At 49.2% G+C, this 26,690-nt stretch carries 35 protein-coding genes and 3 pseudogenes; 26 read left to right on the plus strand and 12 right to left on the minus strand.

Features of this window, described 5'->3' with window-relative positions; all coding sequences use genetic code 11:
• Window positions 1-90 precede the first annotated feature (90 nt).
• The 22 genes and pseudogenes from AAC855_RS02900 (at window position 91) to AAC855_RS03000 (ending at window position 15,463) form a co-directional block, all read left to right on the plus strand.
• A complete protein-coding gene (locus tag AAC855_RS02900) occupies window positions 91-447 on the plus strand; it encodes an HNH endonuclease (protein WP_340608123.1) in 357 nt (118 codons plus the stop codon).
• 168 nt (window positions 448-615) lie between these two features.
• Entirely contained in the window at window positions 616-1,110 is a 495-nt protein-coding gene (locus tag AAC855_RS02905) for a phage terminase small subunit P27 family (protein WP_340608266.1), read from the plus strand.
• The gene (locus AAC855_RS02910; RefSeq protein ID WP_340608124.1) at window positions 1,107-2,837 is read left to right on the plus strand and encodes a terminase large subunit; all 1,731 of its coding nucleotides are present in this window, start codon (window positions 1,107-1,109) and stop codon (window positions 2,835-2,837) included. Before AAC855_RS02905 ends, AAC855_RS02910 begins: the two co-directional genes overlap by 4 nt.
• A 9-nt stretch (window positions 2,838-2,846) precedes the next feature.
• Entirely contained in the window at window positions 2,847-3,023 is a 177-nt protein-coding gene (locus AAC855_RS02915) for a hypothetical protein (RefSeq protein WP_340608125.1), read from the plus strand.
• Entirely contained in the window at window positions 3,023-4,255 is a 1,233-nt protein-coding gene (locus AAC855_RS02920) for a phage portal protein (protein WP_340608126.1), read from the plus strand. Before AAC855_RS02915 ends, AAC855_RS02920 begins: the two co-directional genes overlap by 1 nt.
• Window positions 4,233-4,883 (plus strand): HK97 family phage prohead protease, encoded by a 651-nt coding sequence (locus tag AAC855_RS02925; protein ID WP_340608267.1) that lies wholly within the window; start codon window positions 4,233-4,235, stop codon window positions 4,881-4,883. The genes AAC855_RS02920 and AAC855_RS02925 overlap by 23 nt, the downstream gene beginning before the upstream one ends.
• A gap of 12 nt (window positions 4,884-4,895) precedes the next feature.
• Complete coding sequence (locus tag AAC855_RS02930; protein ID WP_340608127.1) at window positions 4,896-6,107, plus strand: phage major capsid protein; 1,212 nt, start codon at window positions 4,896-4,898, stop codon at window positions 6,105-6,107.
• A gap of 15 nt (window positions 6,108-6,122) precedes the next feature.
• The gene (locus tag AAC855_RS02935; RefSeq protein ID WP_340608128.1) at window positions 6,123-6,425 is read left to right on the plus strand and encodes a head-tail connector protein; all 303 of its coding nucleotides are present in this window, start codon (window positions 6,123-6,125) and stop codon (window positions 6,423-6,425) included.
• Window positions 6,426-6,435: 10 nt separating this feature from the next.
• The gene (locus AAC855_RS02940) at window positions 6,436-6,756 is read left to right on the plus strand and encodes a phage head closure protein (protein WP_422824346.1); all 321 of its coding nucleotides are present in this window, start codon (window positions 6,436-6,438) and stop codon (window positions 6,754-6,756) included.
• Window positions 6,740-7,141 carry a hypothetical protein gene (locus AAC855_RS02945; RefSeq protein ID WP_422824342.1) on the plus strand — a complete coding sequence of 134 codons (402 nt, stop codon included), beginning with the start codon at window positions 6,740-6,742 and terminating at the stop codon, window positions 7,139-7,141. The genes AAC855_RS02940 and AAC855_RS02945 overlap by 17 nt, the downstream gene beginning before the upstream one ends.
• Window positions 7,134-7,538, plus strand: a complete 405-nt coding sequence (locus AAC855_RS02950) for an HK97-gp10 family putative phage morphogenesis protein (protein WP_340608269.1) — start codon at window positions 7,134-7,136, stop codon at window positions 7,536-7,538. Before AAC855_RS02945 ends, AAC855_RS02950 begins: the two co-directional genes overlap by 8 nt.
• A 17-nt stretch (window positions 7,539-7,555) precedes the next feature.
• Window positions 7,556-8,017, plus strand: coding sequence for a phage tail protein (locus tag AAC855_RS02955; RefSeq protein WP_340608130.1), 462 nt, complete (start codon window positions 7,556-7,558; stop codon window positions 8,015-8,017).
• A complete protein-coding gene (locus tag AAC855_RS02960) occupies window positions 8,014-8,361 on the plus strand; it encodes a phage tail protein (RefSeq protein WP_340608131.1) in 348 nt (115 codons plus the stop codon). The genes AAC855_RS02955 and AAC855_RS02960 overlap by 4 nt, the downstream gene beginning before the upstream one ends.
• Window positions 8,362-8,438: 77 nt before the next feature.
• Window positions 8,439-8,585: a hypothetical protein gene (locus AAC855_RS02965; protein ID WP_340608132.1), complete on the plus strand. Its 147-nt coding sequence runs from the start codon at window positions 8,439-8,441 to the stop codon at window positions 8,583-8,585.
• A gap of 3 nt (window positions 8,586-8,588) precedes the next feature.
• On the plus strand, window positions 8,589-10,910 hold the full coding sequence (locus AAC855_RS02970) for a phage tail tape measure protein (RefSeq protein ID WP_340608133.1): 2,322 nt from the start codon (window positions 8,589-8,591) through the stop codon (window positions 10,908-10,910).
• Window positions 10,880-10,993, plus strand: a pseudogene (locus tag AAC855_RS02975) (phage minor tail protein L); the annotation flags it as partial. The gene AAC855_RS02970 and the pseudogene AAC855_RS02975, both read left to right, overlap by 31 nt.
• Window positions 10,994-10,995: 2 nt before the next feature.
• Window positions 10,996-11,718: a C40 family peptidase gene (locus AAC855_RS02980; RefSeq protein ID WP_340608134.1), complete on the plus strand. Its 723-nt coding sequence runs from the start codon at window positions 10,996-10,998 to the stop codon at window positions 11,716-11,718.
• A 48-nt stretch (window positions 11,719-11,766) separates the two neighbouring features.
• The gene (locus AAC855_RS02985; RefSeq protein ID WP_340608135.1) at window positions 11,767-12,180 is read left to right on the plus strand and encodes a hypothetical protein; all 414 of its coding nucleotides are present in this window, start codon (window positions 11,767-11,769) and stop codon (window positions 12,178-12,180) included.
• 56 nt (window positions 12,181-12,236) lie between these two features.
• Window positions 12,237-12,812, plus strand: coding sequence for a tail assembly protein (locus tag AAC855_RS02990; RefSeq protein ID WP_340608136.1), 576 nt, complete (start codon window positions 12,237-12,239; stop codon window positions 12,810-12,812).
• 17 nt (window positions 12,813-12,829) lie between these two features.
• Window positions 12,830-13,216 (plus strand): hypothetical protein, encoded by a 387-nt coding sequence (locus AAC855_RS02995; RefSeq protein ID WP_340608137.1) that lies wholly within the window; start codon window positions 12,830-12,832, stop codon window positions 13,214-13,216.
• A gap of 12 nt (window positions 13,217-13,228) precedes the next feature.
• A pseudogene (gpJ, locus tag AAC855_RS21550) lies at window positions 13,229-13,462 on the plus strand (TipJ family phage tail tip protein); the annotation flags it as partial.
• Window positions 13,463-13,564: 102 nt separating this feature from the next.
• Window positions 13,565-15,463: a TipJ family phage tail tip protein gene (locus AAC855_RS03000; protein ID WP_422824347.1), complete on the plus strand. Its 1,899-nt coding sequence runs from the start codon at window positions 13,565-13,567 to the stop codon at window positions 15,461-15,463.
• 28 nt (window positions 15,464-15,491) lie between these two features.
• On the opposite strand, the gene AAC855_RS03005 is transcribed toward AAC855_RS03000, so the two are convergent.
• Entirely contained in the window at window positions 15,492-15,917 is a 426-nt protein-coding gene (locus AAC855_RS03005) for a type II toxin-antitoxin system VapC family toxin (RefSeq protein WP_340608270.1), read from the minus strand.
• Entirely contained in the window at window positions 15,917-16,171 is a 255-nt protein-coding gene (locus AAC855_RS03010) for a type II toxin-antitoxin system Phd/YefM family antitoxin (RefSeq protein WP_099111885.1), read from the minus strand. Before AAC855_RS03010 ends, AAC855_RS03005 begins: the two co-directional genes overlap by 1 nt.
• A 344-nt stretch (window positions 16,172-16,515) precedes the next feature.
• Between AAC855_RS03010 and AAC855_RS03015 the strand changes: the two genes are divergently transcribed.
• The 4 genes from AAC855_RS03015 to AAC855_RS03030 all read left to right on the plus strand — a co-directional run bounded on the left by AAC855_RS03015 (window position 16,516) and on the right by AAC855_RS03030 (window position 18,001).
• Window positions 16,516-16,845: a SymE family type I addiction module toxin gene (locus AAC855_RS03015; protein ID WP_340608139.1), complete on the plus strand. Its 330-nt coding sequence runs from the start codon at window positions 16,516-16,518 to the stop codon at window positions 16,843-16,845.
• 140 nt (window positions 16,846-16,985) lie between these two features.
• On the plus strand, window positions 16,986-17,342 hold the full coding sequence (locus AAC855_RS03020) for a hypothetical protein (RefSeq protein WP_340608140.1): 357 nt from the start codon (window positions 16,986-16,988) through the stop codon (window positions 17,340-17,342).
• A gap of 83 nt (window positions 17,343-17,425) precedes the next feature.
• Entirely contained in the window at window positions 17,426-17,677 is a 252-nt protein-coding gene (locus AAC855_RS03025) for a type II toxin-antitoxin system RelE/ParE family toxin (protein WP_340608141.1), read from the plus strand.
• Window positions 17,678-17,716: 39 nt separating this feature from the next.
• Window positions 17,717-18,001, plus strand: coding sequence for an addiction module antidote protein (locus AAC855_RS03030; RefSeq protein ID WP_340608142.1), 285 nt, complete (start codon window positions 17,717-17,719; stop codon window positions 17,999-18,001).
• A gap of 115 nt (window positions 18,002-18,116) precedes the next feature.
• On the opposite strand, the gene AAC855_RS03035 is transcribed toward AAC855_RS03030, so the two are convergent.
• The 10 genes and pseudogenes from AAC855_RS03035 to AAC855_RS03080 form a co-directional block, all read right to left on the minus strand.
• Window positions 18,117-18,500 carry a transposase gene (locus AAC855_RS03035; protein WP_340608143.1) on the minus strand — a complete coding sequence of 128 codons (384 nt, stop codon included), beginning with the start codon at window positions 18,498-18,500 and terminating at the stop codon, window positions 18,117-18,119.
• Between the two features lie 137 nt (window positions 18,501-18,637).
• A complete protein-coding gene (locus AAC855_RS03040) occupies window positions 18,638-18,865 on the minus strand; it encodes a hypothetical protein (RefSeq protein ID WP_099111878.1) in 228 nt (75 codons plus the stop codon).
• Window position 18,866: 1 nt separating this feature from the next.
• Window positions 18,867-19,193: a hypothetical protein gene (locus AAC855_RS03045; protein WP_340608144.1), complete on the minus strand. Its 327-nt coding sequence runs from the start codon at window positions 19,191-19,193 to the stop codon at window positions 18,867-18,869.
• 144 nt (window positions 19,194-19,337) lie between these two features.
• Window positions 19,338-19,820, minus strand: a complete 483-nt coding sequence (locus AAC855_RS03050; RefSeq protein ID WP_340608145.1) for a hypothetical protein — start codon at window positions 19,818-19,820, stop codon at window positions 19,338-19,340.
• Window positions 19,821-19,969: 149 nt separating this feature from the next.
• Entirely contained in the window at window positions 19,970-20,440 is a 471-nt protein-coding gene (locus AAC855_RS03055; RefSeq protein WP_340608146.1) for an RHS repeat domain-containing protein, read from the minus strand.
• Window positions 20,441-20,534: 94 nt separating this feature from the next.
• Window positions 20,535-20,807, minus strand: a complete 273-nt coding sequence (locus AAC855_RS21555) for a DUF6966 domain-containing protein (protein ID WP_422824348.1) — start codon at window positions 20,805-20,807, stop codon at window positions 20,535-20,537.
• Window positions 20,808-21,254: 447 nt separating this feature from the next.
• Window positions 21,255-21,415 (minus strand): annotated as a pseudogene (locus tag AAC855_RS21560) (RHS repeat-associated core domain-containing protein); the annotation flags it as partial.
• A gap of 34 nt (window positions 21,416-21,449) precedes the next feature.
• The gene (locus AAC855_RS03070; RefSeq protein ID WP_340608148.1) at window positions 21,450-21,788 is read right to left on the minus strand and encodes a hypothetical protein; all 339 of its coding nucleotides are present in this window, start codon (window positions 21,786-21,788) and stop codon (window positions 21,450-21,452) included.
• Between the two features lie 16 nt (window positions 21,789-21,804).
• Window positions 21,805-22,068, minus strand: a complete 264-nt coding sequence (locus tag AAC855_RS03075) for a hypothetical protein (protein ID WP_340608149.1) — start codon at window positions 22,066-22,068, stop codon at window positions 21,805-21,807.
• 15 nt (window positions 22,069-22,083) lie between these two features.
• A complete protein-coding gene (locus AAC855_RS03080; protein WP_340608150.1) occupies window positions 22,084-26,682 on the minus strand; it encodes an RHS repeat-associated core domain-containing protein in 4,599 nt (1,532 codons plus the stop codon).
• Between the last annotated feature and the right edge of the window lie 8 nt (window positions 26,683-26,690).

The following is a 26,690-nucleotide window of genomic DNA, read 5'->3' on the forward strand; positions in this document are numbered from 1 at the left end:
GTCTCCTTAATAGTTGAGAGCTAATAGTACCAGTAATCTCATCAACTTATCCGTTACTCAAGTATCTTTTTGCTATATGGAGGTCAGAACATGCCACCACGCATCCCCCGAGCTTGTCGCAAGTCAGGTTGCCCCAAGACCACCACCGATCGCAGCGGCTACTGCACTGACCATCTCCACACGGGCTGGCAATATCACCAACAAGGCAAGAGCCGACATGCCCGTGGCTACGGCAGTCAATGGAATAAGCGAAAGACGCGGGTCAAACAGCGGGATAACTTTCTGTGCCAGCACTGCTTGCGGCAGGGGCGAGTGGTCACCGGCTCCACGGTTGACCATATCCAACCCAAAGCCCACGGTGGCACTGAGGCGTTAAGCAACCTGCAATTGTTATGTGAAGCCTGCCATCGGCAGAAAACCGCGATCGAGCGATTACGAAGAGATTAATTTCTGATTGTAACCATTGCTCATGCCATCGTGATAGGGGGAGGGCGGGTCAAATCGCTGCCCCTCTCGCCCACAAGGACCGCCACCGTGGGTCTTTTTTTATCCCCGCGAAAAATGAAATTTAAATCACGCGTTTTTCACTGTTTTTAAGTACGGGAGGTGCTGTGTATGGCCGGAACGGCGGGCAAGTCAGGTCGTCGCCCCAAGCCGACGGCACGCAAGGCACTGGCCGGCAATCCGGGAAAACGCAAGCTGAACCGGGATGAACCGACGTTTACCCCGTTGACGAGCGTTTCACCGCCGGATTGGTTTGCCGAAGGTGAAATGTCGCTGGCCGGGGTGATGTGGGCGCTGACCAGCAAGGAATTATGCGCACAGGGATTACTGTGTGTCACGGATCTTGTGGTACTGGAACGCTGGTGTGTGGCTTACCAGTTCTGGCGCAATGCTGTGATGAATATTGCCCGGCAGGGCAATACCGTGATCGGTGCAACCGGCGGGCCAATTAAAAACCCGGAGCTGACTGCCAAAAAAGAACAACAGTCTGAAATGGATACGACGGGTTCGATGTTGGGACTCGATCCGAGCAGCCGTCAGCGTCTGATGGGGGCGGCAGGTCAGGCTAAAACGGACAATCCGTTTATGAGGATGATTGCATCATGAGCCGTAAATCTTACCTGAATGTCAATGCGGCGAACCAATATGCCCGTGATGTGGTGCGCGGCAAAATTGACGTAAGTCGTTACGTCAGAGAGGCCTGTCAGCGGCATCTGGATAATCTGAATCAGGAAAAGAGCACGCTATTCAAATATCGGTTCGATAAAGCGCTGGCCGAACGTGCCGCGAAATTTATCCAGCTCCTGCCGCACACCAAGGGTGAATGGGCGTTTAAGCGGATGCTGATCACACTGGAGCCGTGGCAGTTATTTATTGTCTGCTCAGCCTTTGGCTGGGTGCATAAAGGCAGCCGGTTACGCCGCTTTCGGGAAGTGTATACCGAAATTCCCCGTAAAAATGGCAAATCCGCCATTTCAGCCGGCGTTGCCCTCTATTGCTTTACCTGTGATGACGAATTCGGCGCGGAGGTTTATTCCGGCGCGACCACGGAGAAACAGGCGTGGGAAGTGTTCCGTCCCGCGAGATTGATGTGCAAGCGCACGCCCTTGCTGATTGAGGCATTCGGCATTGAAGTGAATGCTTCCAATATGAATCGTCCGGCAGACGGAGCCCGGTTTGAGCCGCTGATCGGCAATCCCGGGGATGGGCAGTCACCCAGTTGTGCGATTGTGGATGAGTACCACGAGCATGATACCGATGATCTCTACACCACTATGCTCACAGGAATGGGCGCACGGCGACAGCCGCTGATGTGGGCGATCACCACGGCAGGTTATAACATTGAAGGCCCGTGTTATGACAAGCGGCGCGAGGTGATCGAAATGCTGTCCGGCAATGTGCCCAACGAGGAATTGTTCGGCATGATCTATACCGTGGACGAGGGGGATGACTGGACCTCACCGGACGTATTGCGCAAGGCCAATCCGAATATGGGGGTCTCAGTCTATGCTGATTTTCTGCTGAGCCAGCAACAACGCGCTCTGAATAACCCGCGTTTAGCCAGCGTATTCAAGACCAAACACCTGAATATCTGGGTATCGGCCCGTGAGGCTTATTTTAATAGTGTGAGCTGGAAACAGTGTGAAGACACCTCACTGACACTGGATCAATTCGAGGGTCAGCCTTGTTTTCTGGCCTTTGACCTCGCCCGCAAGCTGGATATGAACAGTATGGCGCGGCTTTTTTCGCGTGAGATTGACGGCAAACAGCATTTCTACAGTATTGCGCCACGGTTCTGGGTGCCGTATGACACGGTTTACCGTGTGGAGCAGAACGAAAATCGGCGCAGTGCTGAGCGTTTTCAGAAATGGGTGGAAATGGATCTGCTGACCGTGACGGAAGGTGCCGAAGTGGATTACCGCTACATTCTTGAAGAAGCCAAGCTCGCTTGTCACCTGAACCCGGTTAATGAGGCACCGATTGATCCCTTCGGGGCCACCGGCTTATCTCACGCACTGGCAGACGAGGGTATTAATCCCATCATCGTTACCCAGAATTTCACGCATATGAGCGATCCGATGAAAGCGCTGGAGGCGGCTATCCAGTCCGGTCGTTTTCATCATGACGGTCACCCGATTATGTCATGGTGTATCGGTAATGTGGTCGGGAAAACGATGGGCGGTAATGATGATATTGTGCGCCCGATTAAAGAGCAGAAAGACAGCAAAATTGATGGCGCAGTGGCGCTGATGATGGCGATGGGGCGAGCGATTTTGCACGCAGCCCCCAGTCTCTCCGATCATTTGATCTCCCACGGTGTTCGCTCACTCTGAGATTTTTCCATGAAATTACTAATCATTGCTGCCCCGCTGGTCGGTCTGGCCGGCGGCGCTCTGCTGTCTTACGGCGCATGGCGGCTGTTGCCGGCTGCGGGATTGATGGTGGCAGGTGTGTTATGCCTTGGCTGGTCGTATGGGGTCTCACGCATGTTGAGCCAGAAACCCGATAAGGAGATCTGATGTTTTTCCCCGGCTTATTTCGCAAATCCGCCGATGCCATGACTGCCCGTGACTTAAGTGAACTGATCGGCCTGTCCTATGATACCTACAGCGGACGGCGGGTCAGTCCACAGTTAGCGATGCAACTCACTGCCGTGTTCAGTTGTGTGCGGGTGCTGTCGGAATCGGTCGGCATGCTGCCCTGCTCGGTGTATGAGCAATTAGAACGCGGCAACCGGCGTGCCGTTAAAGAGCGGCTGCATCAACTGCTATCGATCAAGCCCAATCATTATATGACACCGCAGGAGTTCTGGGAGTTGCTCATTGCCTGCCTGTGCCTGCGCGGTAACTTCTATGCTTACAAAGTGAAGGCGCTCGGGGAAGTGGTGGAGTTACTGCCTCTCGATCCAGGCAGTGTCACGGCAAAACTCAACAAAGATTGGCAGCCGGACTATCAGGTGACCTTCCCGAGCGGTGAAAACCGGACGCTGACACAGGATGAACTCTGGCATGTGCGCATTTTTACACTGGATGGTCTGACCGGGTTAAGCCCGATTACTTACGCCCGGCAAGCGATAGGGCTGGGACTGGCCACCGAAGAACACGGTTCTCGATTGTTTGGCAACGGGGCCGTGACCAGCGGTGTCCTGCAAACGGATCAAGCCTTGAAAGAGGAAGCCTATCAGCGTCTGAAAATGGATTTTGAAGCCCGTCATCAGGGGCTGGTCAACGCCCATAAGCCGATGATCCTGGAGATGGGGCTGAAATGGCATCAAATCAGTTTATCGGCAGAAGATGCACAGTTTCTGGAAACCCGTAAGTTTCAGTTGGAGGAAATCTGCCGCATTTTCCGGGTGCCGTTGCATATGGTGCAGAACACTGATCGCGCTACCTTTAACAACATTGAAAATCTGGGGATCGGGTTTATTAATTACTCGCTGGTGCCGTACCTCACCCGCATTGAACAACGTATTAATGCCGGACTGGTCAAAACTGCTAAACAGGGGCGGTTCTATGCCAAGTTTAACACGGGAGCTTTACTGCGTGGCGATATGAAATCCCGCTTTGAAGCCTATGCCACCGGTATTAACTGGGGGATTTATGCCCCGAACGAATGCCGGGCGCTGGAAGAACTGAATCCTCGCGAGGGCGGTGATATTTATCTCACACCGATGAACATGACCACGCAACCTGAACCAGCGCCGAAAAAAGAGGAAGAAAATCATGCCAATGATCACCCAACAACGACTTGATATGCCGCTGAAAATCAAATCGGTCAACGATGCCGGCGAATTTGAGGGCTACGGCTCTGTGTTCGGCCTCAAAGACAGCGTTGATGATATTGTCTTACCCGGTGCGTTCGCCAATACGCTGAAACAATGGGGTGAAAAAGGCAGTCTGCCTGCCTTGCTCTGGCAGCACCGGATGGATGAACCCATCGGGATTTATACCGACATGAAAGAAGACGAGACTGGGCTGTATCTCAAAGGGCGATTGTTGATCGAAGCTGATCCGCTGGCAAAACGGGCGTATGCCCACATGAAAGCTGGATCACTTTCTGGTTTGTCGATCGGTTACACCCTGAAAGACGGAGAATATGACCGAACAAAGCAGGCTTTTTTATTGAAAGATCTCGATTTATGGGAAGTCAGTCTGGTGACTTTTCCCGCTAACGAGGATGCGCGGGTGAGCAATGTGAAATCCGCCTTGGCCCGGGGTGATATCCCCAATCCCAGTTGTATTGAACGGGTTCTGCGCGATGTTGGACTCTCCCGCGCTCAGGCTAAGGCCTTTATGGCGGAGGGATACGGCGCATTGTCTTTGCCTGATGCTGAGACTGCCTTGGCATTAACGGCCCTGAAATCATTACATTTTAACTAACCGGAGTGTTTGATGGCGATTGAAGTCAAAGAGGTACAACAGGTTGCGCAAGAAATTCAGCAGCGTTTCGATGAATTCAGGCAGAAGAACGATCAGCGCATTGAGGCCATCGAAGCCCAGAAAGGGAAGTTGTCCGAGCAGGTGGATACGCTGAATGGCAAACTGTCTGAGCTGGATACCCTGAAAACCGCGCTGGAAGAGGAGCTGGCGGGGCTGAAACGTCCGGCAGGCGGTAGCAATACGCCCGCAGTGAGTGAGCATAAAGCGGCATTTGCTCAGTTTCTCCGTAAGGGCAAGGAAGAGGGGCTGGCCGCGCTGGAGCAAAAAGCCATGCAGACCACGGTCGATCCTGAAGGCGGCTATGCCGTGCCGGAGGAATTGGATCGCAATATTATCAGCGCGTTGAAAGACGAAGTGGTGATGCGTGCTGAGTGTCACGTAGTCTCCGTAGGCAGCCCGAACTTCAAGCGGTTGGTGAATCAGGGCGGCACGAACAGTGGCTGGGTGGGCGAAACCGATGAGCGCCCGGAAACGCAAACACCGAAGCTGATGCCCATCGAGCCGACATGGGGCGAAATTTACGGCAACCCTGCCGCGACCCAGACCATGCTGGATGATGCCTTTTTCGATGTGGACACCTTTATTTCTTCTGAACTCACACAAGAGTTTGCTGAGCAGGAGGAGCGTGCGTTTACCCACGGTGACGGCAAAAATAAACCGAAAGGCTTATTAGCTTACGGCAGTGATGCGCAGGAAGACAAAGCTCGCAAATGGGGCACGTTGCAGCATCGGTTGCTGAAAAAGCCGACCGAGATCACCGCCGACGACATACTGCAGCTGATCTATACGCTGCGTAAACCGTATCGCACCGGCGCAAAGTTCATGATGAACAACAACCTGCTGTTTCAGGTACGCACCCTGAAAGACAGTCAGGGCAACTACCTGTGGCAGCCGGGCCTGCAAGTGGGGCAACCTTCCGCCTTGCTCGGCTACGGTATTGCCGAGAATGAGCAGTTCGCCGATTTGGGGGCAGGTGCCGTGCCAATGGCGTTCGGGAACTTCAAACGCTGCTATACCATTTTGGATCGTCTTGGGGTACGTATATTGCGCGATCCCTACACGCACAAGCCGTTTATTCACTTTTATACCACCAAACGGGTGGGTGCGCTGCTGGTGGACAGTAACGCCGTGAAATTGCTGAAAGTGGCAGAAGGTAAGGCGTAATTATCAGGAGTTCATATGCCATTCCCCACGCTTGACCTGCTTCGGCAACAGTGTCGACTCGACAGTGATAACCCCGCCGACGATGATTTACTAAACACCTATTCCCGTGCCGCCATCAAACGGGCAGAAAGCTACCTGAACCGTCGCCTGTATGAGAGCGCGGTACCGGAGGATGATCCCGATGGCTTGCTCGTGACCGATGATGTGGCACTGGCGATTATGTTGACCGTGGGATTCTGGTATGACAGCCGGGACGGCCAGTCATTGCCGCTGGGCTTTCAGGTTTTGCTGGAACCCTATCGTTTTATTCCGTTATAGGAGAATCACGATGAAAGCAGGAGAACTGCGTCATCGCATCCGGTTACTTCGTCCGGTTATCCATCGAGACGAACTGGGTGCAGAAATGTTCAGCCACAGCACTGTCGCCACTGTCTGGGCAAAAGTCGAGGCCGTGTCTAACCGAAAGATCCGCACAGCCGATCAACAACAGGTGATCGAGGTCCAGCAATTTACCGTCAGGCCCCGGCGTGATATCCAGCCGGGTTGGCTGATTGAACATCAGGATCGGCGGTTCACGGTATGCACTGTTGACCGTAATCGTGTCGACCGCACGATAATGACCACGGAGGCCGATGTCCGTCATGATTGAACCTGCACTGAAAGCCGATTTAGAACGGATAACGGGCCTGCCGGTTTATCCGCTGATCTTGCCTTCGACAGTATTAGAGGGTGTGACCTACCAGCGTATCAGCGATCCCCGATTTACTCTTGGGCTGGTGTCCTCACCGTTAATCGAAGCGCGCTTCCAAATCAGTATTATGGTGCTGAATGATTACACCCAGGCCCTGCGACTGGAAGCGAAAATCCGTTCAGCATGGGAATCCGTCCAGCATGGCTTGCTCGGTGGTTATCCGGTGCAAACCATTTCACGCGGGATTTTGCAGCAGGAGGCGGAAGAGCTGACTGAAAATCGCAAGCGTTACCGGATCACCCGTGATTTTATCATTGCCTATACGGAGGTCACAGATGATTAGTGCCAGCGTGTCCGGCCTCGAGGCATTAGGGCGCAAATTGCAGGAACTGGAGGTTGATCTTCAGACTAAAGTTCTGCGTCAAGCCGGTAAAACGGCGATGGAAATCGTGCAGGAAGACATGCAGGCTCATGCGGGGTATGACTCCAAGAGTAAAGAGCCACATCTGCGGGACAATATCAAAACCCGCTCCACGAAATCGAAGAAATACCCGGGCGGGGTGATGATTACCGTCGGCCCCACCAAAGCTCACCGGATGAAAGCCTTAGCACAGGAAATGGGCACGATCAAACAGGTGCCGAGTCCCTTTATCCGTCCGGCGCTGGACTACAACAAGACCGCTGTCATTAAGGTGCTGGCGCGAGAAATCCGTGATGCACTGGACGGTTATAACTCATAAGACTGGAGTAAAACATCATGGCAACCTCCCCCGAATACGCTGTTCTGCCGGTAGGTACGGTCGTCAAGTTCGGCAAACCCGGCGATAGCGTGGCACAGATGAAACCCCTCATCAACTGTAAAGCCTTGGGTGCAACCGGGCTGACCGGCAGTTTTGTCGACTGTACCACCCTGATGGATACCAATAAGCAGTTTATCTCCGATATGCCGGAAGGGCCGGAAAAATCCCTGGGTTTTATCGATGATCCGGCGAACGAGGATTTTGTCTCTTTCCTGAACGCGGCTGAAAAGCGCGAAACCGTGCAGTTTTACATCGCCCTGCCGAATAAACGGACTGCCACGATGGTGCTGGCGCTTTCCTGCTGGGAAATGAATGACATTAACGCGCCGGCGAGTGAAGTGATCCAGATCACCGTCAAAGGCAAACAAAACAACCTCGTTTGGAGTATCGCAGACAGCAAAACAGGAGTTAACCCATGAAAGCACTGAAAGCGGCTTTACTCACTCCGCGTCCGCAGATTAAAGCGGTGGAATTGTTCGGTACGCAAATCAATCTGCGTCGGATGACGGCACTGGAACTGCTGGAGCTGGAAGAAAAAGCGGAAAAGCTGAGTGAAGCGGGAGACGGGCGCGGGGCTTCCCGTCTGAATATCCAGATGGTGTTGGATTGTCTGGTGGATGATAAGGGCAAACCCCTTCCCGCTGACTTCCTGCCCACCGCAGAGGAATTGATGATCGTCCATGATAACGCCATCCTGATTGAAGCCATCCAGACCGTGAAGCGTCACTCCATCGGCACACTGGAGGACGCCGAAAAAAACTAACTGACTCGTCGTGGCTGCATTTTGCCTTCACGTTAGCGGAACAGCTCGGCGAAATCGATCCCTATCGCATCCTGTCTTTGCCTGCCTCAACACTTAACGAGTGGCAGGCGTACTACCGACTGAAAAACCGCCAACAGTCCGGCAATCTCTCTGCCGGCCCAGTCTCCGTTCCTCGGGATACGGTGCAGGTACAGTGTGATGCGGTGATGAAATTATTAGGTTAATCCATGGCTAATTTATCGACACTGACGGTCGGCTTGCTGGTGAATGCCACTGCGTTTAAATCTCGGATTAGGGATGCCTATCGTTATGCCGGGCGGGAGTCTGAGCGCTTTACGGTTCAGGCGGGTTCGGATGCCAAAAAACTGGAAAAAACCTACCGTTCACTGGCATCGCACATCAAATCGGTGTCCGGGCAACTGGCATTACTGGCCGGCACCGGTTTTTCACTGAACACGATGATTTTCCATACCCGTCAATACGGGCAGGCATTGTCTGACTTGTCCGCCATTACCGGTGCAACGGGTGAACAGTTAAAAAAACTGGATGAAAACGCCCAACGGATCGAGCGTACCACCGAGTTCGGGGCGACCGGCATTGCGCAGGCCCTGAAACTCATGGCCTCAGCCAAACCGGAGCTGCTCAAGAACACTGAGCAACTCACCCAAGCCACTGAGAAGGCAGTCATACTGGCGCAGGCGTCTGGCATTGATCTGCCTGATGCCACCCGAGCACTGGCGTTATCACTCAACCAGTTTGGTGCCAGTGCCGCCCAGGCTGACCGTTTTATTAACGTACTGGCAGCCGGTGCGAAATACGGTGCTTCCGAAATTAACGAAACCGCGCAGGCCATTAAACAGGGTGGCACCCTAGCCGCTCAGGCCGGGATCAGCGTTGAAGAACTGGGCGCTGCCATTCAGATACTGGCAGAGCGAGGTATCAAAGGCGGCGAGGCAGGTATTGCCCTGCGTAATGTGATACTGGCGCTGGAGCGTTCCACCGACAAGAAACTGAAACCTTCCGTGGTGGGTTTATCGTCGGCACTGGAATCTTTAACGGGCAAGAACCTCTCTACAGCGCAGGCGGTAAAGTTATTCGGACGGGCCAATGTCAGTGCCGCGTCGAACTTAGTCACCGGGCGGGAAAAACTGGACGCATTGACCCAAGCCCTGACCGGAACACAGGTCGCCTATGAACAGGCCAGTGCACGCGCTAATAACCTGAGTGCTGATCTGGAGGTGCTGACGAGTGCTTTTGAAGGCATAGCGTTGAAAATCGGGCAGAGTGCCGATGGCCCATTGCGTACCGGAGTACAGGGGGCAACCCACGCAATTAATGCGCTGTCCGAGAATGTTAATCTGGTGGCTAGCGTAGCATTGCATACGCTAATCCCCGTGATAGCAACAAAGCTGACCGCGGGATTACGTGAAAATATGACGGCATGGCGGGCCACCGAAAAAGCGGCTCGTGATATGGCCAAACAGCAGACAGAAACGGCAAAACGTACTCTTGAACAGGCCAATGCCACGCTACGTTCAACGGAAGCGCAGGGCAGGCACATTCAGTATCTGGAAAGAACCAACCGCTTGCATGGACTCTCCGTCAATTATGCGAAAGAAAAAAGCACCCTGATCCGACAGGAAACGGAAGCCCTCAAATTACAAACACAGGCCACCGGACAACTTGAAGCGGCTAACCGCCGGCTGTCGTATGCCTATCGGGCATTATCTGTCGCGGGGGGCGCTGCCCGTGGCGCACTTGCCCTGATGGGTGGACCATTTGGTGCCGCAATGTTGGCAGGTTCTGCTCTGTACGGGTTATATAACGCCAGCGTCCAAGCCAGAGAGGGGTTGCGGCACTTAAAGGAGGAATCCGTTGAAACGGTGGCTGAACTGCAACGGCTTTCCAAAATTAAGGTGGCGGTCGAGCTGGATAAGACTGACGATGATCTTAACAATCTGAAAGCAGAACTCAGGCAGATTGATAGCCAACTGGAACGGTATTCTCAAATCAGAATCAAGCTCTTAGAAAATCGTCAAAAAGGATTCCTGCGTTTTTTTTATGAAGATCCGAAAGCAGTTGAAAAGCAAGGCCGGGTATTACTCAGTCGGCGAGAAGATATCCTCAAAGGGATAGAAAAGAAAACCGCCAGAAAGAAAAACCTACAGACAACCTCGGTCGCGGGGATTTTTGACCAGCCACCGTCTGAGCCGCCAAAACCGGAGAAGAACGGCCCGGGTAATCCGTGGACAGGTAAGGATCTCATCAAAGCAGAGCAACAAGGCAAACAATCCCTTCACCGTTATCAGCAGTTACGCAAGGACATTGAGCAGACCCACGCCACCAGCTTGGATCGTATCCGATTCAGCGAGAAAGCAATGCGGGATAAAATCCATGAAGTCGGCAAATCGGGTATCGCTTCGGACAGTGAGCTGCAACGCTTAACCCTCCTCAATGCCGAAAATCACCAAAAACAGCGGCGGGAACTGGCAGAAAAATATTCCCCGGTAGCGGCATTGATCCGGCCTCGGATGCCTGTGGAGGGTTAATGAGTGACTGTAAAAAACGTTTTGGAGATACAGCGCAATTGCCCTTTGGCGGGTTTCCCGGCTCGGCCTTGCTGAGGCGCTAACCATGACGATACTGAGAAAAGCGACCATCCGTGCCATGATGGCACATGCCCAAGCAGCCTACCCGAATGAGTGTTGCGGGGTAATTATTCAACAGCACCGCCGACAGCATTATCTTCCCTGTCGCAATTCCGCCTCGTCACCCACTGAACAGTTTTGTATTCACCCGGAGGATTACGCGGCTGCTGAAGACCAAGGCACGGTTGTTGCCATTGTTCACAGTCACCCCGATGTGACGACACAGCCGAGCCCGTTGGATATCGCCCAGTATGATCTGTCAAAACTCCCGTGGGTGATTGTTTCATGGCCGGGAGGGGATATCCGTACCCTGATGCCTCTGGCAGGCATTAAGCCATTGATAGGGCGTCCGTTTGTGCACGGGTTCTGGGATTGTTATGCCATCGTGCGTGATTGGTACAAACTGGAACGTACGCTTGAACTCCCTGATTTTGAACGTACCGATGGCTGGTGGACTCGGGGCGAAAATCTGTATATGAAACAGTATGCCGCCGCTGGATTTGTCGCCTGTCGCGGTGAATTGCAGGCAGGGGATGTGATCATTATGCAGGTACAGGCGAATGAACCCAACCATGCCGGTGTTTATCTAGGTGAAGGCCTGATGTTGCACCACCTGTACGGGCAGCTCAGTAAGCGGGAACCCTATCATGGCTACTGGCAGGAACGCACAATAATCGTATTGAGGTATAAAAGTTTTATGATTAATTAGTCTATTATGGATAATCTCAAGATGTTTTAATTACAAGGATTGATTAGTATGAAAAAAATAGCTGTAGTGGCAATGATTTTTAATCTCGTAGGCTGCGCAACCACTCCAATTTCCAATGAAGCAGCAAAACTAGTGCCAGAAAAGCAGATAATACAGCATGATTTATTGGTCAAAAAAGAAGGAACAGGCAAGGTTATAATCAAAAGAGATTCAGGTCTTTTAGGAAGCCCCTGTTCATCCCGAATTTATGTTGATGGGAAAGAAATTGCCCGCCTAGAACCAAAACAGAAAATAGAAATATATCCCGAGATAGGTAGTCATATTTTTAGCGCACAACCAGAAGGGATATGTATTGGTGGTATGAGCGAGCAGGAAGGTAAAGTTACAGAAGGTAGGACTTTGATATATCGGATCGGATATGGTTCAAGTGGTGATTACGGTATTTATCCAACTGCTTTTTAATGAAATAGAGCACCATTTGTCACCCGCTTCGGCGGGTTTTTTATTGGAGTAACTGCATGAATACCCTAAGAACTATTCGATTATACGGTGTGCTCGGTACCCACTTCGGTCGGGTACATAATCTGGCTGTCTCTACCCCGCAGGAAGCGATCCGGGCATTATCCGTGCGGATGAAAGGATTTGAACGCTTTCTGCTGATTGCCAAAGCGCAGGGGCTGACCTTTGCCGTGTTTAACGGAAAACGCAATATCAGCCGGGAAGAGCTGATGTTTTCCGGGCAGGACGATATCCGCATTGCGCCCATCATTATCGGCAGTAAAAATGCCGGTGTCTTTCAGACTATTCTGGGCGCGGTCATGGTGGTGGCCGGCGCGTTCTTGTGGGCAACCCCGTTTGGTGCGCCGATGGTCATGTCCGGGGTGGGCATGATGTTGGGTGGCGTGGTGCAGATGCTCTCACCGATGCCGGGCGGACTGGCCCGGCGCGAAGATCCCGATAACAAGCCCTCCTATGCGTTCGGGGGACCGGTGAATACGGTTGCGCAGGGCAATCCCGTGCCCATTGGTTACGGCAGACGCCGTATCGGCGGTGCCATCATTTCAGCGGGTATCTATGCTGAAGACCAACAATAACGCGCTGAGGATGAAGTATGGAAAAGCAACTTATTCAGGGTAATAAAGGCGGCAGACAGCAGCCGCGCACGCCGGTGGAAGCGCCGGACTCCCTGCAATCCACGGCCTATACCAAGATCCTTCTTGCCCTCGGTGAAGGTGAATTTGCGGGAGAACTGAATGGTCAGCGGATTTTTCTGGATAACACACCTCTTGTTGGTGCTGACGGCAAACCTAATTTTGAAGGCGTTAAATGGGAATTTCGTCCCGGCACGCCCCATCAGGCGTATATCCCCGGGATGCCGGCGATTGAAAATGCCCGAACGGTGAGTGCTGAACTGGTCAATTCGTGGGTCACGACGGTCACCAATACCCAATTGTCAGCGGTTCGCCTGCGGTTATCGTGGCCCCAGTTGCAGAGGTAAAAGGATAACGGGGACACGGTGGGCTATCGCATTGACTATGCCATTGATCTTGCCACTGATGGCGGCGCTTTCAAGGAAATCCTGAAAACGGCTGTAGACGGCAAAACCACCACCAAATACGAACGTTCCCACCGGGTGGATTTACCCGCTGCTTATTCGGGCTGGCAGGTGCGCCTTCGGCGGCTGACACCCAAACAGAACAGTAACCGGATCGCGGATGCCATGATGGTGGAAGCTATTACTGAGGTGATTGATGCCAAATTAAGCTACCCAGAAACGGCCCTGTTATTTGTTCAGTTTGATGCCAAACAGTTCCGCAATATCCCGCAAATCACCTGTGAACCGAAGATGCGTATCATCCGTGTGCCCGCCAATTATCATCCGGATAGCCGCCGCTATTATGGTAGTTGGGACGGTACTTTCAAATGGGCATGGAGCGACAATCCGGCCTGGGTGCTGTATGACCTGATGATCAATGACCGGTTCAGTATCGGCACCCGGGTGAAAGCGGAAAACCTGACGCTGGCAAAATGGGATCTGTACACCATCGCGCAATATTGTGATAAGACGGTATCGGATGGTGAAGGTGGCGAAGAGCCCCGTTTTACCTGCAATGTGTATATTCAGTCACAGGAAGATGCCTGGGCGGTGTTGCGTGACATTGCGGGGATTTTCCGGGGGATGACGTTCTGGGCCAATAACAACATGAACGTGCTGGCGGATATGCCCCGTGACAGGGATTATCTCTTTACGGGGGCCAATGTACGTGACGGTAAATTCACCTATGCCAGTGCCAGCGAGAAAACTCATTATTCTACGGCGATGGTGAGCTGGTCTGATCCGAAGAATGGCTATCAGGATGCGATCGAACCGGTGTTTGAGCATCGCCTGATACGTCGCTATGGTATCCGGCAGGCCGATATTACCGCTATCGGTTGTACCCGCCAGAGTGAAGCTATCCGGCGTGGAAAATGGATACTGTATACCAACGAACACGACCGGACCGTCACTTTCACTGTTGGACTGGAGGGGCATATTCCTCTGCCGGGTTACCTTATCGGCATATCGGATAATCTGCTGTCAGGAGCCGGCAAAAGTGGGCGTATTCAGGCTGTGCCGAGACGATATATGCTCACGTTGGATCGGGTGCCATCAGCAAACGTGGGGGACTGGTTGGTCGTCAACCTGCCTTCCGGTAAAACAGGAAAGGATCTCATTACCGCGATCAACGGACAGGACGTTTCCGTGAGTAGCGGTGGCTATGCTTATTCAGATCTCCCGGAGGCGGGGGCCGTCTGGTCCATTGAATCCAGCTATAGCGTGGAACACCCTTTCCGAGTGATGGGTATCAAAGCAGGGGAAGACGGTGTCTCGTTTGAGATTACGGCAGTTGAGCATAACCCAGACAAGTATGCGCTTATCGACAGGAACACCCGTATTGACGAACGCCCCGTGGCTACTCTTCCACCCCGTGTTCAGCCGGCCCCGAAAAATATCCGCATCGACAGTGATTATTCGATTAATCAGGGCATTATCACCACCACGTTGCAAATCACATGGGATGCCGCCGACAGTGCCGTGGCCTATGACGTCGAATGGCGTAAAGACAATGGCAACTGGATAACGGCACCCCAGACAACCGCCCGGCGTCTTGAGGTACCGAACGTCGATGAAGGACGCTATCAGGCGCGAGTCAGGGCGATGAATGCCGCGGCAATCTCCAGTCTTTGGACGACCACACGGGATACCCTGCTGGAAAGACACACAAGGCCGCCATCGGAACCGCAGTTTCTCCAAACCACGCCGCTACTTTTTGGTATTCGGTTGGATTGGGCTTTTGTCAAGTCAACAAATGTCCTGCTGAAAACGGAAATTTGCTACAACAAAAGTGGAGAAGAGGATGACACGTTGCAGTTCGCTGATATTGCCTATCTGCAGCGCACCTACACGTTGCAAGGGCTGGCAGCGGGGGAGAAATTTTACTTTCGGGCACGGCTGGTGGATAAATCAGGTCATGCTTCAGCGTGGACGTCGCTGGTCAGTGGTCACGCCTCCACCGATACCCGCTGGATAGTGGAGGCCAGTCGGGCTCATTTTCTGGATGCAAAAACCGGTCGGCGCTTACAGGAACAACTTGCTGAACAGGCCAGAGTCGATGCGCGTTACAAGCAATCGGCTGCGGAAAATGCGCAGGCCATTGAGAAATTGCATAACATGCTGAAAGATCTTCAGCAACGCACACGATAATCCGCTAACAAATAGTTTCTGGCCACCATTATAGACTCGATTCCCACGGATTGAGGATTGTTACTCCTGAGGCTTGAAAATCGGCTACATTACGCGTGACTATCGTCATACCATGCACAAGTGCTGTTGCTGCAATCAGCGCATCACGCTCGCTGCATCTGTCTGGTACGTGCAATCGGGCGCAGCGTTGTGCTACGGCGGTATCGACAGGCAAGGTTCGCTCAAAGAACTCCGGTAAGACATGTTGTTCCAGCCACGCCCGCAGTATAGCCCCCTGTGTGGCATCCTTACGCTCAATCAATAAAATGCCAAGTTCTAATTCCATGATGGTGATGGCGGAGACAAAGAGATCGGTGGCATCAACTTTTTCAGCCCATGCCGCTACGTTAGGATCAGCCTTCCCAGCCCGAATTTTGCGTAGCTCGGACACGACATTGGTATCAAGTACATACATCATGAGAAATCAGCCGGACGAGTGCCGATAGTCACGGGCTGGGGTTCAAACTCAATGTCTGCAACGCCCGGCATCGCCAGCGAATCGGCAATGTTGCGATGCTGCTTTGTCAGCAGACGGTATTCTTCGATGCTCAACAGCACATGCGCAGGCTTGCCGCGATCGGTGATGAATACCGGGCCGTTTTTGGTTGCTTTCTTCGCACGGGTCACATCCTGATTCAGCTCCCGGCTGGAGAGAGTGGTGATAGTCATGGTGTACCTCCTGCTTAAATTAGCTATATAGGTACATTACTACATTATGAATAATCGTGCAAAGTTTGTTCGCTTTTTCATTTTCCCAAATGGCGGCGGGTAATACGGTTGTTGGTTTTACCACTCTTTGATGCTCGGTATGAGGCAGCTATTCCGAGCCGATAGTCAATAAACATGGAATACATTCTCTGTCGTTATTTTGCGAGCCGCTTTGCAAAGGTCATTTTTGTCAGTGGCATGTTATCTGGGCGGGGAATAGAGTGGCGGTGAAAATTTCGACGCGGCTTTACCGTGCTACCAACACGATAAAACCGCTAACCACAACAACTAAGGACCTAGTTATTATGGCTGATACGCATTCTACTGCAGGCATCTGCATTTACAAAATTTCCCAACCGGAACGTTATCAGAAAGTGGTTTACCGCCCCAATGGGGTGAACCGTACGATCCCTGCCATCAATTTAAGCGGAAAATGGCTGCTGGAAGCCGGGTTTTCCATCAATGATCCGTTAAAAATCAGAGTAATGCCCGGTTGTCTGATCATCACAGCCCAAAATTTTCATGAACTGTGGCATTGCTTAAAAAGCCTGAATGAAGGCGAATGGGATGATATCGCCGTGGCACACTGTCTACGGCAATTCCCCGGAAAATTAAATAAAAAGCTGCCGAAATAAACGCATAATACTATGTTTTATCAACTAAAACATAGTATTGAACGCGACTGCGTAAGCTGTGCTTTGCACTTAAAATGGCAAAAATTTTCTTTTGCGAAGCCGCTCGCATTTTATTTTATGAATCAACAAAGAAGGAATCTATGGAGCTTAGATTTTCTACTGAAAACGCTGAAAAACCGGAATGTGTATTAAGTGGTGATGATATGCAGCAGATGGGATTTACGCCCAATACTTTGTTTCATATCCAGCAATATCACAACGGATTGATATTGACATTGGCGAAGCCGGACGATGATCCGGCAACCCTGTTCCACGCTGTGGAAAATGATCCGAAGCAGGGCATTGATTGGGTGCGTGATAGTGGAGAACTGTATCTGGCGGGCGACTGGTTAACGGAAACCGGTTTGCTGGATAAGTCTGTTCAAATTGCTTTCGGTTACGGCAAAATTATGTTGATGACCGAATCTGACCTGCCTGAGTCGTATAAAACATTTTAATTGCTGATAATATTGGTGTGTTAACTGTGGTTAACACATCGTGTTGTTTATATACAATAATAATATTCACTTTAGAGGTGAGCATGATAACCATTGAAAGGACTCAAGATTTTGAAAAATGGTTAAAATCCTTAAAAGACAGGATAGCCAAAGCCAAGATCTTAATCCGAGTTGAAAGAATGGAAGAGGGCAATTTTGGTGATGTTGAACCTGTGGGAGGTGGAGTTTCGGAACTCAGAATACATTACGAGCAAGGCTATCGTGTCTACTTTGCTAATAAAAATAATAAAATCATATTATTGCTCTGTGGCGGAGATAAAAGCAGGCAGATATAAAGAAAGCAAAACAACTCGCGAAAGAATGGGGATTTTAAAATGAAAACAGCGCCAAAAAAATTCGATGTTGTGGAGTTTTTAGAAATCGAAGAAGATATTCAGGCATACTTAAATGCCGCAATCGAAGAAAACGACACAAAATATTTATTTAAAGCGTTAGGTAACATTGCCAGAATAAAAAATATTAGCCAACTTTCTAAAGAATCAGGAATAAGCCGAGAAGGGATATATAAGGCGTTATCCGGCGAAGGTAATCCATCGTTTAATACCGTATATAAAATATCAAAAGTACTGGGGTTGAAACTGCATTTCACCGGGATTTAATCAACCTTCTCTTTAACATGAATAAGCGCTGTGCTGAAAGAAAAATAGTACCTTTACTGTCTCTATTGATAAATTACATCGTAATGATGTAATTTATCTTTTTGCACAAAGTCATTCAATAAACAAACTGCGAAGTGTGGTTATTATTTTCTTCCTTAATCAACTCTTTCATAATTGAACAGAAACTGAGGTTATCGGGGACATAAACTATGCTATTATATTCATCAGGTTTCAACTCCATTGAAAACATGTCCTGACCATTTTCCAATAATCGGAGTTTATCCATTTTTTCAAATTGGGAAAAAAGAAGATTATCTGCTGTTTTGATGATCATTTTCTCCACATAGGATTTTCCGTTGGCTGGGCCCTGATAATACATTTCACGTATCGGTTTATATTCTTCGGGTAAATTATCACTCGATGGACTCAATAAATAGCTACGCATTTCTTCTCTTTTTTTTATCATTTTGTCATAAACATATTGATATACCGTTATCATATTTTTCCTTTTTGGTTGCTGACGTGAGTGAGAATGTTAATGCTATGCCATGCTATCGCATTACACGGGATGTCACAGCATAACAATGTGCCGGAAGATCACGGGGATCTTTCCGGCTTCAAGGCATTTAACTGTTACTAAGGACCATAAAAATGCATTAAGGTATCAAGAACATCCCAATCTTTTTTGGTTAATTCCCTTTTTTCCATATTGTCATATCTGGCACGTATTCCCTTCATTGGAATACCATATTCGTGGTTTCTTGCTGAATTCATCAAGTCATTAATATCACTTTCATGTATTAATGTCCTTTTGAGTAACTGATGAAGCATTTCTTCTGCATCTTCTCGTTTTGGCATTTCCATATTATTTGTCCGGTAAAATTTTAATTGAATCAAAATGAATAGTTCGCCAGTCAGCATGTAACTGCCTTGCTCCACCGGCACCATGTTCTGGGTAAGCAGTTGCAAATGGTTCTAATTTAGTCTTAATTTCATCCCCCTTCCAGTAAGGAACACGAACTTGTGGGACACCTTTTTCATATAATTGTAATGTATCGAAAGTACCTCTAAGCCGTGCGTCACTCCATTCTGGAGCTATTTGAAAACCGTCTCTTGCAGCGCTACCAGTAGGATACTTGTCTTCTCTTTTTTTTATCATCTTGTCATAAACATATTGATATACCGTTATCATGTTATTCCTTTTTTATTGTTGGTTAATTCAGTTCTATGGCGGTGACCAAAATTAAGGTATCACATAAGAATAATAAAGCCGGAAGACCACGGGGATCTTTCCAGCATATTTAATTCAATTATTATGCTAAATAATTAATAAATTTCATATATGATTCCTTTTACAGTAATCTTTCCATGCTTTCTCGTTTTCAAAATTAGAGCGATAGTTACACACTATTACACCTGAATAATTCCATGGATCATATGATGCGTCAATATGCATGTTTTCACGCCTAATTGGTAATTTAGTTCCTGTTTCTTCGTAGAACCATTTTTTAAGGTTATTTGTGACTTTTCCTTTTGGGTTATTTTGTTTGCCATTAATTAGTTTCTCAGGAGCTAAGTGCCATGAACACAATAGTGATTTTTCATTTATTGGAACTGTGAATGTCACTATCAAGAATAGTCTTCCATATTTATTTTTTGGTTTATCAAGAAGTAATCTATAAGAAACAGTTTCATTATTGAAATTTTTTATCCATTCCTCCCAGTTATAGGTGGAATTTATAATATTTCTCTTAGTGCTTTTATCAGTAAGAGAAATATTATTTTCAATTATAATTTCATTGTTTATACATGTAATCATGGGTTTTAACGTCCTAATTCAAAAGGAGCACCAGTCTGGGCAGCATAATCCCCACTATCGACAAATTTTCCATCTAACATTCTGCCTCCATAACGGTCAATTTTTTTCCCGGTTGTAAAGTAGTCGGTGTTATATGTGCAAACCCGCCATTAGGAGGCCATGACCCCGGTGGCATCATTTTTTTCCAATGCTGGCCAGTCTTTCTTCTGCAAGAGTTCATAGGCTTTTCGGGCTTCTGCTTCCGTAGAAAACATCCCTTTTGAGCGATTTTGGAAAACTTTAAATGAATTTGCTTCTGCTATGAGTTTTGAAGTACCGGACAATCCCAGAGGATCGATCCTGTTCGTGGGATTATGCACATATCCATAAGGATTCACCCCGCCTAGTAGCCCTATAGGATCAGGCGAGATATATTGCCCAGTCTCGTTACTGTAATATCTAAAGCGATTATAGCAACGCCCTGATTCCTCATCGAAATATTGGCCCATGAATCGAAAATTACACTGAACATGATGATCAGCATGATGAGATGGTACGCTACCCCGATTTTCAGCTTTTCCCCAAGTGGTCAGATGCTGACCCCAAATCATCTCGCCTTGCTCATCCAGTAGTTCCCGCACAGTGCCCTGATGGTCGTTGTTTCCCAGTCGTCAGCGGTCAAATGAAAAAAGCTAGAAGATCATGGATCTTTCCGGCTTTTTATACCTAACTTATTCATTTATATGGTGAGCATAATTTATATAACTCTTTTCTTAACTCATCTAGTTTATTATTTTCATGTGCTAATGGTTTACCATCTTTACTCAGCACTAGATCATTCAATGAGCCCATACCACCAAAAAGTGCTTTTATATCAATAATAGTGTTATCAGATTCTATATTTATTCGATAGAGTAATTCATCAATATAGCGGGCCCAACTAGTTTCCATATTTTGATCTAATAGAGTTGACATTTCGCTTAGAACTTTTTCTATTTTCTGTATCATTTTAACATCCCTTTTTCTAATATTTTCATACCCTTCACATCCCAAGGTGCTGTTATGACTATTTGTTCTGTACCGCCGAGATAGAAACCTTTTTGAACCCACATAGACTTTTGTACCCTTGGGAACAGTGAATTTATATACGGTATCTAATGGTGATTCGCCACCATTTGGCCACTTCGGTAAAACAGCTTTGTCTATCCTTGTTTGAATAACACTTTGTGGCTTATCTAGGCTAAAGAATCGTCCAAATTCATTAGTTGAAACTCCCGCCCGATATATCTCGGTGTCACGGCTTAATATGACTTCCTTATACCTCCCGCCTGCAAAAGTTTCAGCTAGTCCATCATCTAATGGTCCAGGGTTAACCGCAGAATAGTGTCCTGTAACTTCACCTAGATCATCGCTAGGACGTTTAGTTTTAACATCACCTTTGTTACCAACTCCACCTGCCAGACCAAACGGATCTACCCATCCAGTGGGATTATGCACATACCCGTACGGATTAAAGCCGCCCAGCAGTCCTATGGGGTCTGGCGAGATATACTGTGCCTCTCAGGATTATAGTACCGAAAGCGGTTGTAATATAACCCACTTTCCTCATTCTCAAACTAGCCCATAAATGGGCATCATTTCCGAGGTAGTCTAAATAATGCCGCGAAAACAAAACGTTATTACACCGTGGAATACGGGCCGCAAAACGATAAGACCAGCGCCTCGCCTGCGATACACCTTAAAGGGCAGTAGCTTAAATAGGTCAGGTTTGATATTGGCGGCACACTTGCGGTCAAAATCATGGATGGTCGCTTGGTGCTGATCCCCGATAGCGACAACCCCCGCGCTATCCGGTAACAATAGGAACGCCAGCAAGACCAGCTCAGTGAAATTAAGCTGAGAATGCGGGAACTGATTGGCGACTACAACAGCAACTAAGGGCAGGGATTGAGTGGCTCTTAAAAAAGAACAAAGCCGGAAGATCCCCATGATCTTCCGGTTTAAACTATTTTTTCAAAAACTCATCAATATTTTTTTCAACGTAATCAAGATAGTTGAGCATAGGATTCATATAATCACTATACATTTCAACATACATCCTTGCTGAACCGCGTATTTCATTACGTAATAATTCATTTTTGATAATTTTTTCTTTTGTTCTTGCAAATAAATTTATCATTCCTTTTAGTTGATTTTTATTGTTTTTTTTCTCATCCTCCATCCATTCGATAGCTTTATCTATTTCTGATATTAGTTTTTCTTTATCCATACTTAAACTGGCCTCTCAATCTACAAACCTGACATCTTTTACCCAACTCATAGGATAGTTCATAGGTAAGACTACTTGATCAGCCCCTCCTTCTAATTTGGTGCCAGATAGGGTGAATTGTTCTTTAACCTTACCGACTTGTAATTTAGTACCTGCAGGCACAACTATTGTAGATTCATACTGCCTTGTATTTTTCCATTCAGGTAGAAGAGCGGTATCTATTTTGGCTTGAATTCTGTTTTTTGCAGGTGAAGTAGTTACAAACCCGCCATCAATTTTGGCATTACCACCAAAAGTACGGTAAAGAACAACATTTTCTGTAGTAACCACTGTTTTATATTCATCATCTTTAAATGATTTAACCATCCAATCTGGTAATGAGTCTTTTTCAACCTCACGATATGATTTACTTGAAAATGCTTTTGCGCCCAGATCCCCTTTATTTCCGATCCCACCCGTCAGACCATAAGGATCGACCCAGCCCACCGGATTATGCACATACCCATATGGATTCAAGCCCCCTGCCAGTCCTATCGGGTCGGGTGAAATATACTGTCCGGTCTCCGGTGAATAATACCTAAATCGGTTGTAGTATAACCCGCTTTCCTCATCCTCATATTGCCCCATGAACCGTAGATTACAGTTTACATGATAATCTGGGTTATTGGAGGCGATAACCTGAAAGCGATCTACTTGCCCCCACGTTCTCAGCCGCTGTGCCCATATGAGTTGGCCTTCTTCATTGAGCATCTCGCGCGGTGTGCCCTGATGGTCACTGACGATATAGTGGAGCTTGCCGTGTTCAAAACGTGCTGACGGCGTTAATGAACCGGGTTCGTAGAGCCAGCGGATACGCTGCTCTTCTGCTGGTGTACCATTGGAATAAATCGGTGTTTCTTCGAGCAGTTGGTCACCGCTCCATAGGTAATCCTGCCCTATGATGGCATCGGCCCTTGGCACTAAATCCGGTTTACCGGCCAGCCACAACTGTAAATTGGCGGCAGTCAGCTTACCATCATGTACTTTCAGCTTGCGAATTCTTCGACCAAACGCATCATAGCGATAATGCCAGCGTGAACCGTCCGGAGTTTCACAGTGGGTGAGCTGGTTTTGCGTATCCCAGCGATAGCGCCAGATTTGTGGACGGAAGCCATCGCGCTGTTCGGTTTTTTCCACCAGACGACCATTGTCATCATAGCGATAACGAATATCTCCTTGTTGCACTACGCGCCCGGCTTGCTGGCGCTGGTTGATTTGTGCCACCGCCCCCCGAGCATCAGTCGGCAGGTGCTGGCTCAGGTTGCCGTTGGCATCATAGCTGAATTGCTCTTCATGCGGACGCGCGCCCTCGAACAGAGTATGCAGTATTTGGTCGTTACTATTGTAACGATAGCGGGTTTGTCCCCAGCGGCTGTCATCAATCACCCGCACATTATGGGCACGGTCGTATTGCCAGCTCCGGTTGACCGCGGTGGCTTGTGGCGGGAAGTGGGGGTCGTTTTGTGCCAGCGTTTCCCGGAAAAATTGCGTGGCCTGTCCTGCCGATTGATGTGCCAGCAGGCCGGTTGCGGTATAGCGGCTGGCGAGGATAAACCCGTTGGCACTTTCGCGCACCGTTTCCCGCCCCAGTGCATCATGCTGGAAGGTCAGTGGTGCATGCTGGTTAAGCTGAAAGTGATTCAGACTTCCCGACAGGTTATAACCGAAATGCAGGGTATTGCCATCCACACTTTCGCTGACCGGACGCCCGGTCAGGCTATCCCACTCACGGGTAATTTCCCGCCCGTTGATGCGTTCGCAGGTTGGCAGGCCGGTGGTTTTGTCATACTCATACTCGACGACAGCATCGGCGTTAGTGGCTTTCACCAATTGATACCGTTTGTTGTATTCATAAGTTGTGGTGGCTGTAAGCACTAACTTGCCATCTTCCGGTTGCCAACTTTCCTGTTTTATCAGTGAACCGGCGGCAGAGTAATACCAGCGGAGTTGTTGACCATCGGGATATTGTGCCTGAATGCGGCGGCCCAGTTTATCGTACTGATAATCGAGGGTGCGTCCGGTAAAATCGGTTTCGCGGATAATCTGCCCGGCGGCATCCCGCTCATAGCGATAGGTTTCACCGGTGGAGGCGGTGACAGAATTCAACCGGGTCAGGCGGTCATAACCAAAGCGTAATACCGTGCCATCGGGGCGGGTCACTTGCTTGAGCAGGTCAAACGCGCCATAAGTGTAGCGCGTGGTACGGCCTTCACCGTCAGTTACTGCCACCACACGCCGTTCACTGTCATAGGCCAGTTGCTGTGTGGTACCATCAGGCAGTTCAACTTCAGTCAGGCTACCGTTAAGGCTGGCATGGTCATCGCTATAGCGGTAGTGGGTCTGTTGTTTAAGGGCATCGGTGAGTTGACGCAGGCGGCCCAGTTCGTCCAGTTGCAGGCCGGTGGTCTGACTGTCCGGCGTCATCACTGCGGCCAGCCGCTGTTGTTCGTCGTAGGCGTAATGCCATTGGCGACCATCCGGCAGCAGGCGCTGGCGTAGTTCACCGTGGAGACCGTATTGGTATTCTTCTTTGTGCCCCAACGGATTGGTCAGTGCGGTCAGGTTGCCTTGCTCATCATAGTGAAATTGCCAGCGTTCTCCCGTTGGCAGGACACTTTCACTAAGCTGCCCGTGTTCATCATAACCGTAAGCAAAAATTTCACCTGTCGGCAGCTTCATTTCTGTCAGCGCACCATCAGGGTTGTAATCGAATGTGGTGATAGCCCCTGATGGATCGGCTTCCCAGACTATCTGACTATGATGCCACTGGCGGCGGGTGATACGGCCTAATGGATCGACTTCACGCAGAACCAGCCCGTTGTTATCGTAATGGTAGTGGGTTTCACCGCCTTCACCGTCCTGATAGGTGGTGATACGGGCGTTATCGTCATAGTGGAAGCGATCGCACCAATAACCGCTGGAAGAAGTTGTGCTGAGGACTCGTCCTTGTTCATCATAAGTCAGGCTTAAATCGGTCTGGTCGGTATCGTGCCAACGAATCATCCGCCCCCGTGCGTCATATTCATGCCACAGGTGGTTGTGTTGGAATGCTTCGCATTCACTCAGGTAGCCTTGTGGGTCATAGTGACAAGTAACCAGCCTTTGTTGCTTTTGCTGCTCAAGGTAATCCACGGTCTGGAGCTGTTGCCCCTGATAACTCAGTATCAGCCGAAAGCCATCGGTGCGCGTAACTTCTGTCAGTTGCGATTGTTTATCGTAAACAAACTGGATCGTGTTTTGACGGCGATCGGTGATCGCTGACAGTTTGCGAATATTCCCAGCTGCGTGATTAAAATGATAAGTGAGTTGGGACTGGTGATCAGTCAGTCGCAGTTCGCCATTTAACTCACCGGTTAACACGTAATGCGGAATATGCTGGTTACGGGCGAGCACCGTGTTATCGGGTGTGCTGAAATCGTAGATTACCCCGTCGGCATTGGTGAAGTTCACCTGACCATCGGCCAGTTTCAACTGACGTGACCACTCATCCGCCCATTTCGGGCCAAACAAGCCACTGTACTTAGCGGTGGAACGATAGGTGCGGGTCAGGGTGATCGGCAATAATCCGGGGATAACAATGACCGGCCAGACTTGCAGAAAGTCACCGGTGGCCATATCGACAGGGTCACCTTCTGTTTTAGCTTTGTCGCTACTTTGCCCTTCTTTGTTGTTTGACCTGTTGTCAACAGTATCCGTCTCTGTTTTCTTGGGAGTTTCAGGCACATCGTGGGCTTCCTGAGATTTGCCTTTAATTTTGGCTCCTTTTTTGGCTACTGCCTTTGCAAGTCCAAGAATACCGGTTGCTAAAGAAAGCCCTTCATAGATTAAGGCACCACCTTTTTCAGCATCACTTTTCATCTCAAACTTGATTACATCGTTATTGACCATCGCCATTGCTTTTTTCTGAAGTTCAGATGCACCAATTCCTTTAGGCGCGATACCTGTATATTCCAATACTTTTTCGGTAGCTACGGCGGGAGCTGTCAAAGAACGCATCATCTCCTTACCCATGAATTCAGCCATTTCAGGAACGGTATTCCAGAGCGCTTTTCCTGCCCCGATAGCAGCTTCTCCCGGTTTATCCCAAGCTGCATTCAACTTTTCTTTGGCTTCCTCTCCCCACTTTTGCACATCTTCCTTGGTCTCATCCCACCATTCTCCCGCCTTGTCCAAAAATCCTTTTTCTTGTTCAGTTTCCGGTGTGACGGCCGCATTCGCTTCATGTGGCGGATTTGCCCCCTGTGGTGCCTGCCCGACGATTTTACCTACCGTGTTACCCGTACCGCTCGGGCTGTCATCGCGGACTTTGGTTGGCAAAGATTCGTTAGGTTCAGGAGGAGGTAACTTCCATTCTTCCAACGGAAATTCACCACTTTTGAATTTATCAACAGCATCCTGCACAACCTGCTTGAATCCATCAGGGGTCCATACTGAATTTTCCCCTCCGACTTCGCTGTGAGGGAACAGGTCTTCCGCATATTTGAGAGCCATTTCGGCTCTTTCTTGCGTGTGGATGGTAAAGTTTTCACAAAATTGTTTGGCACCATATCCTGTAATTTCAATTCTGACTGTCATTGCGTTTT

This window comes from Xenorhabdus bharatensis (assembly GCF_037996705.1).
Lineage (GTDB): Bacteria > Pseudomonadota > Gammaproteobacteria > Enterobacterales > Enterobacteriaceae > Xenorhabdus > Xenorhabdus bharatensis.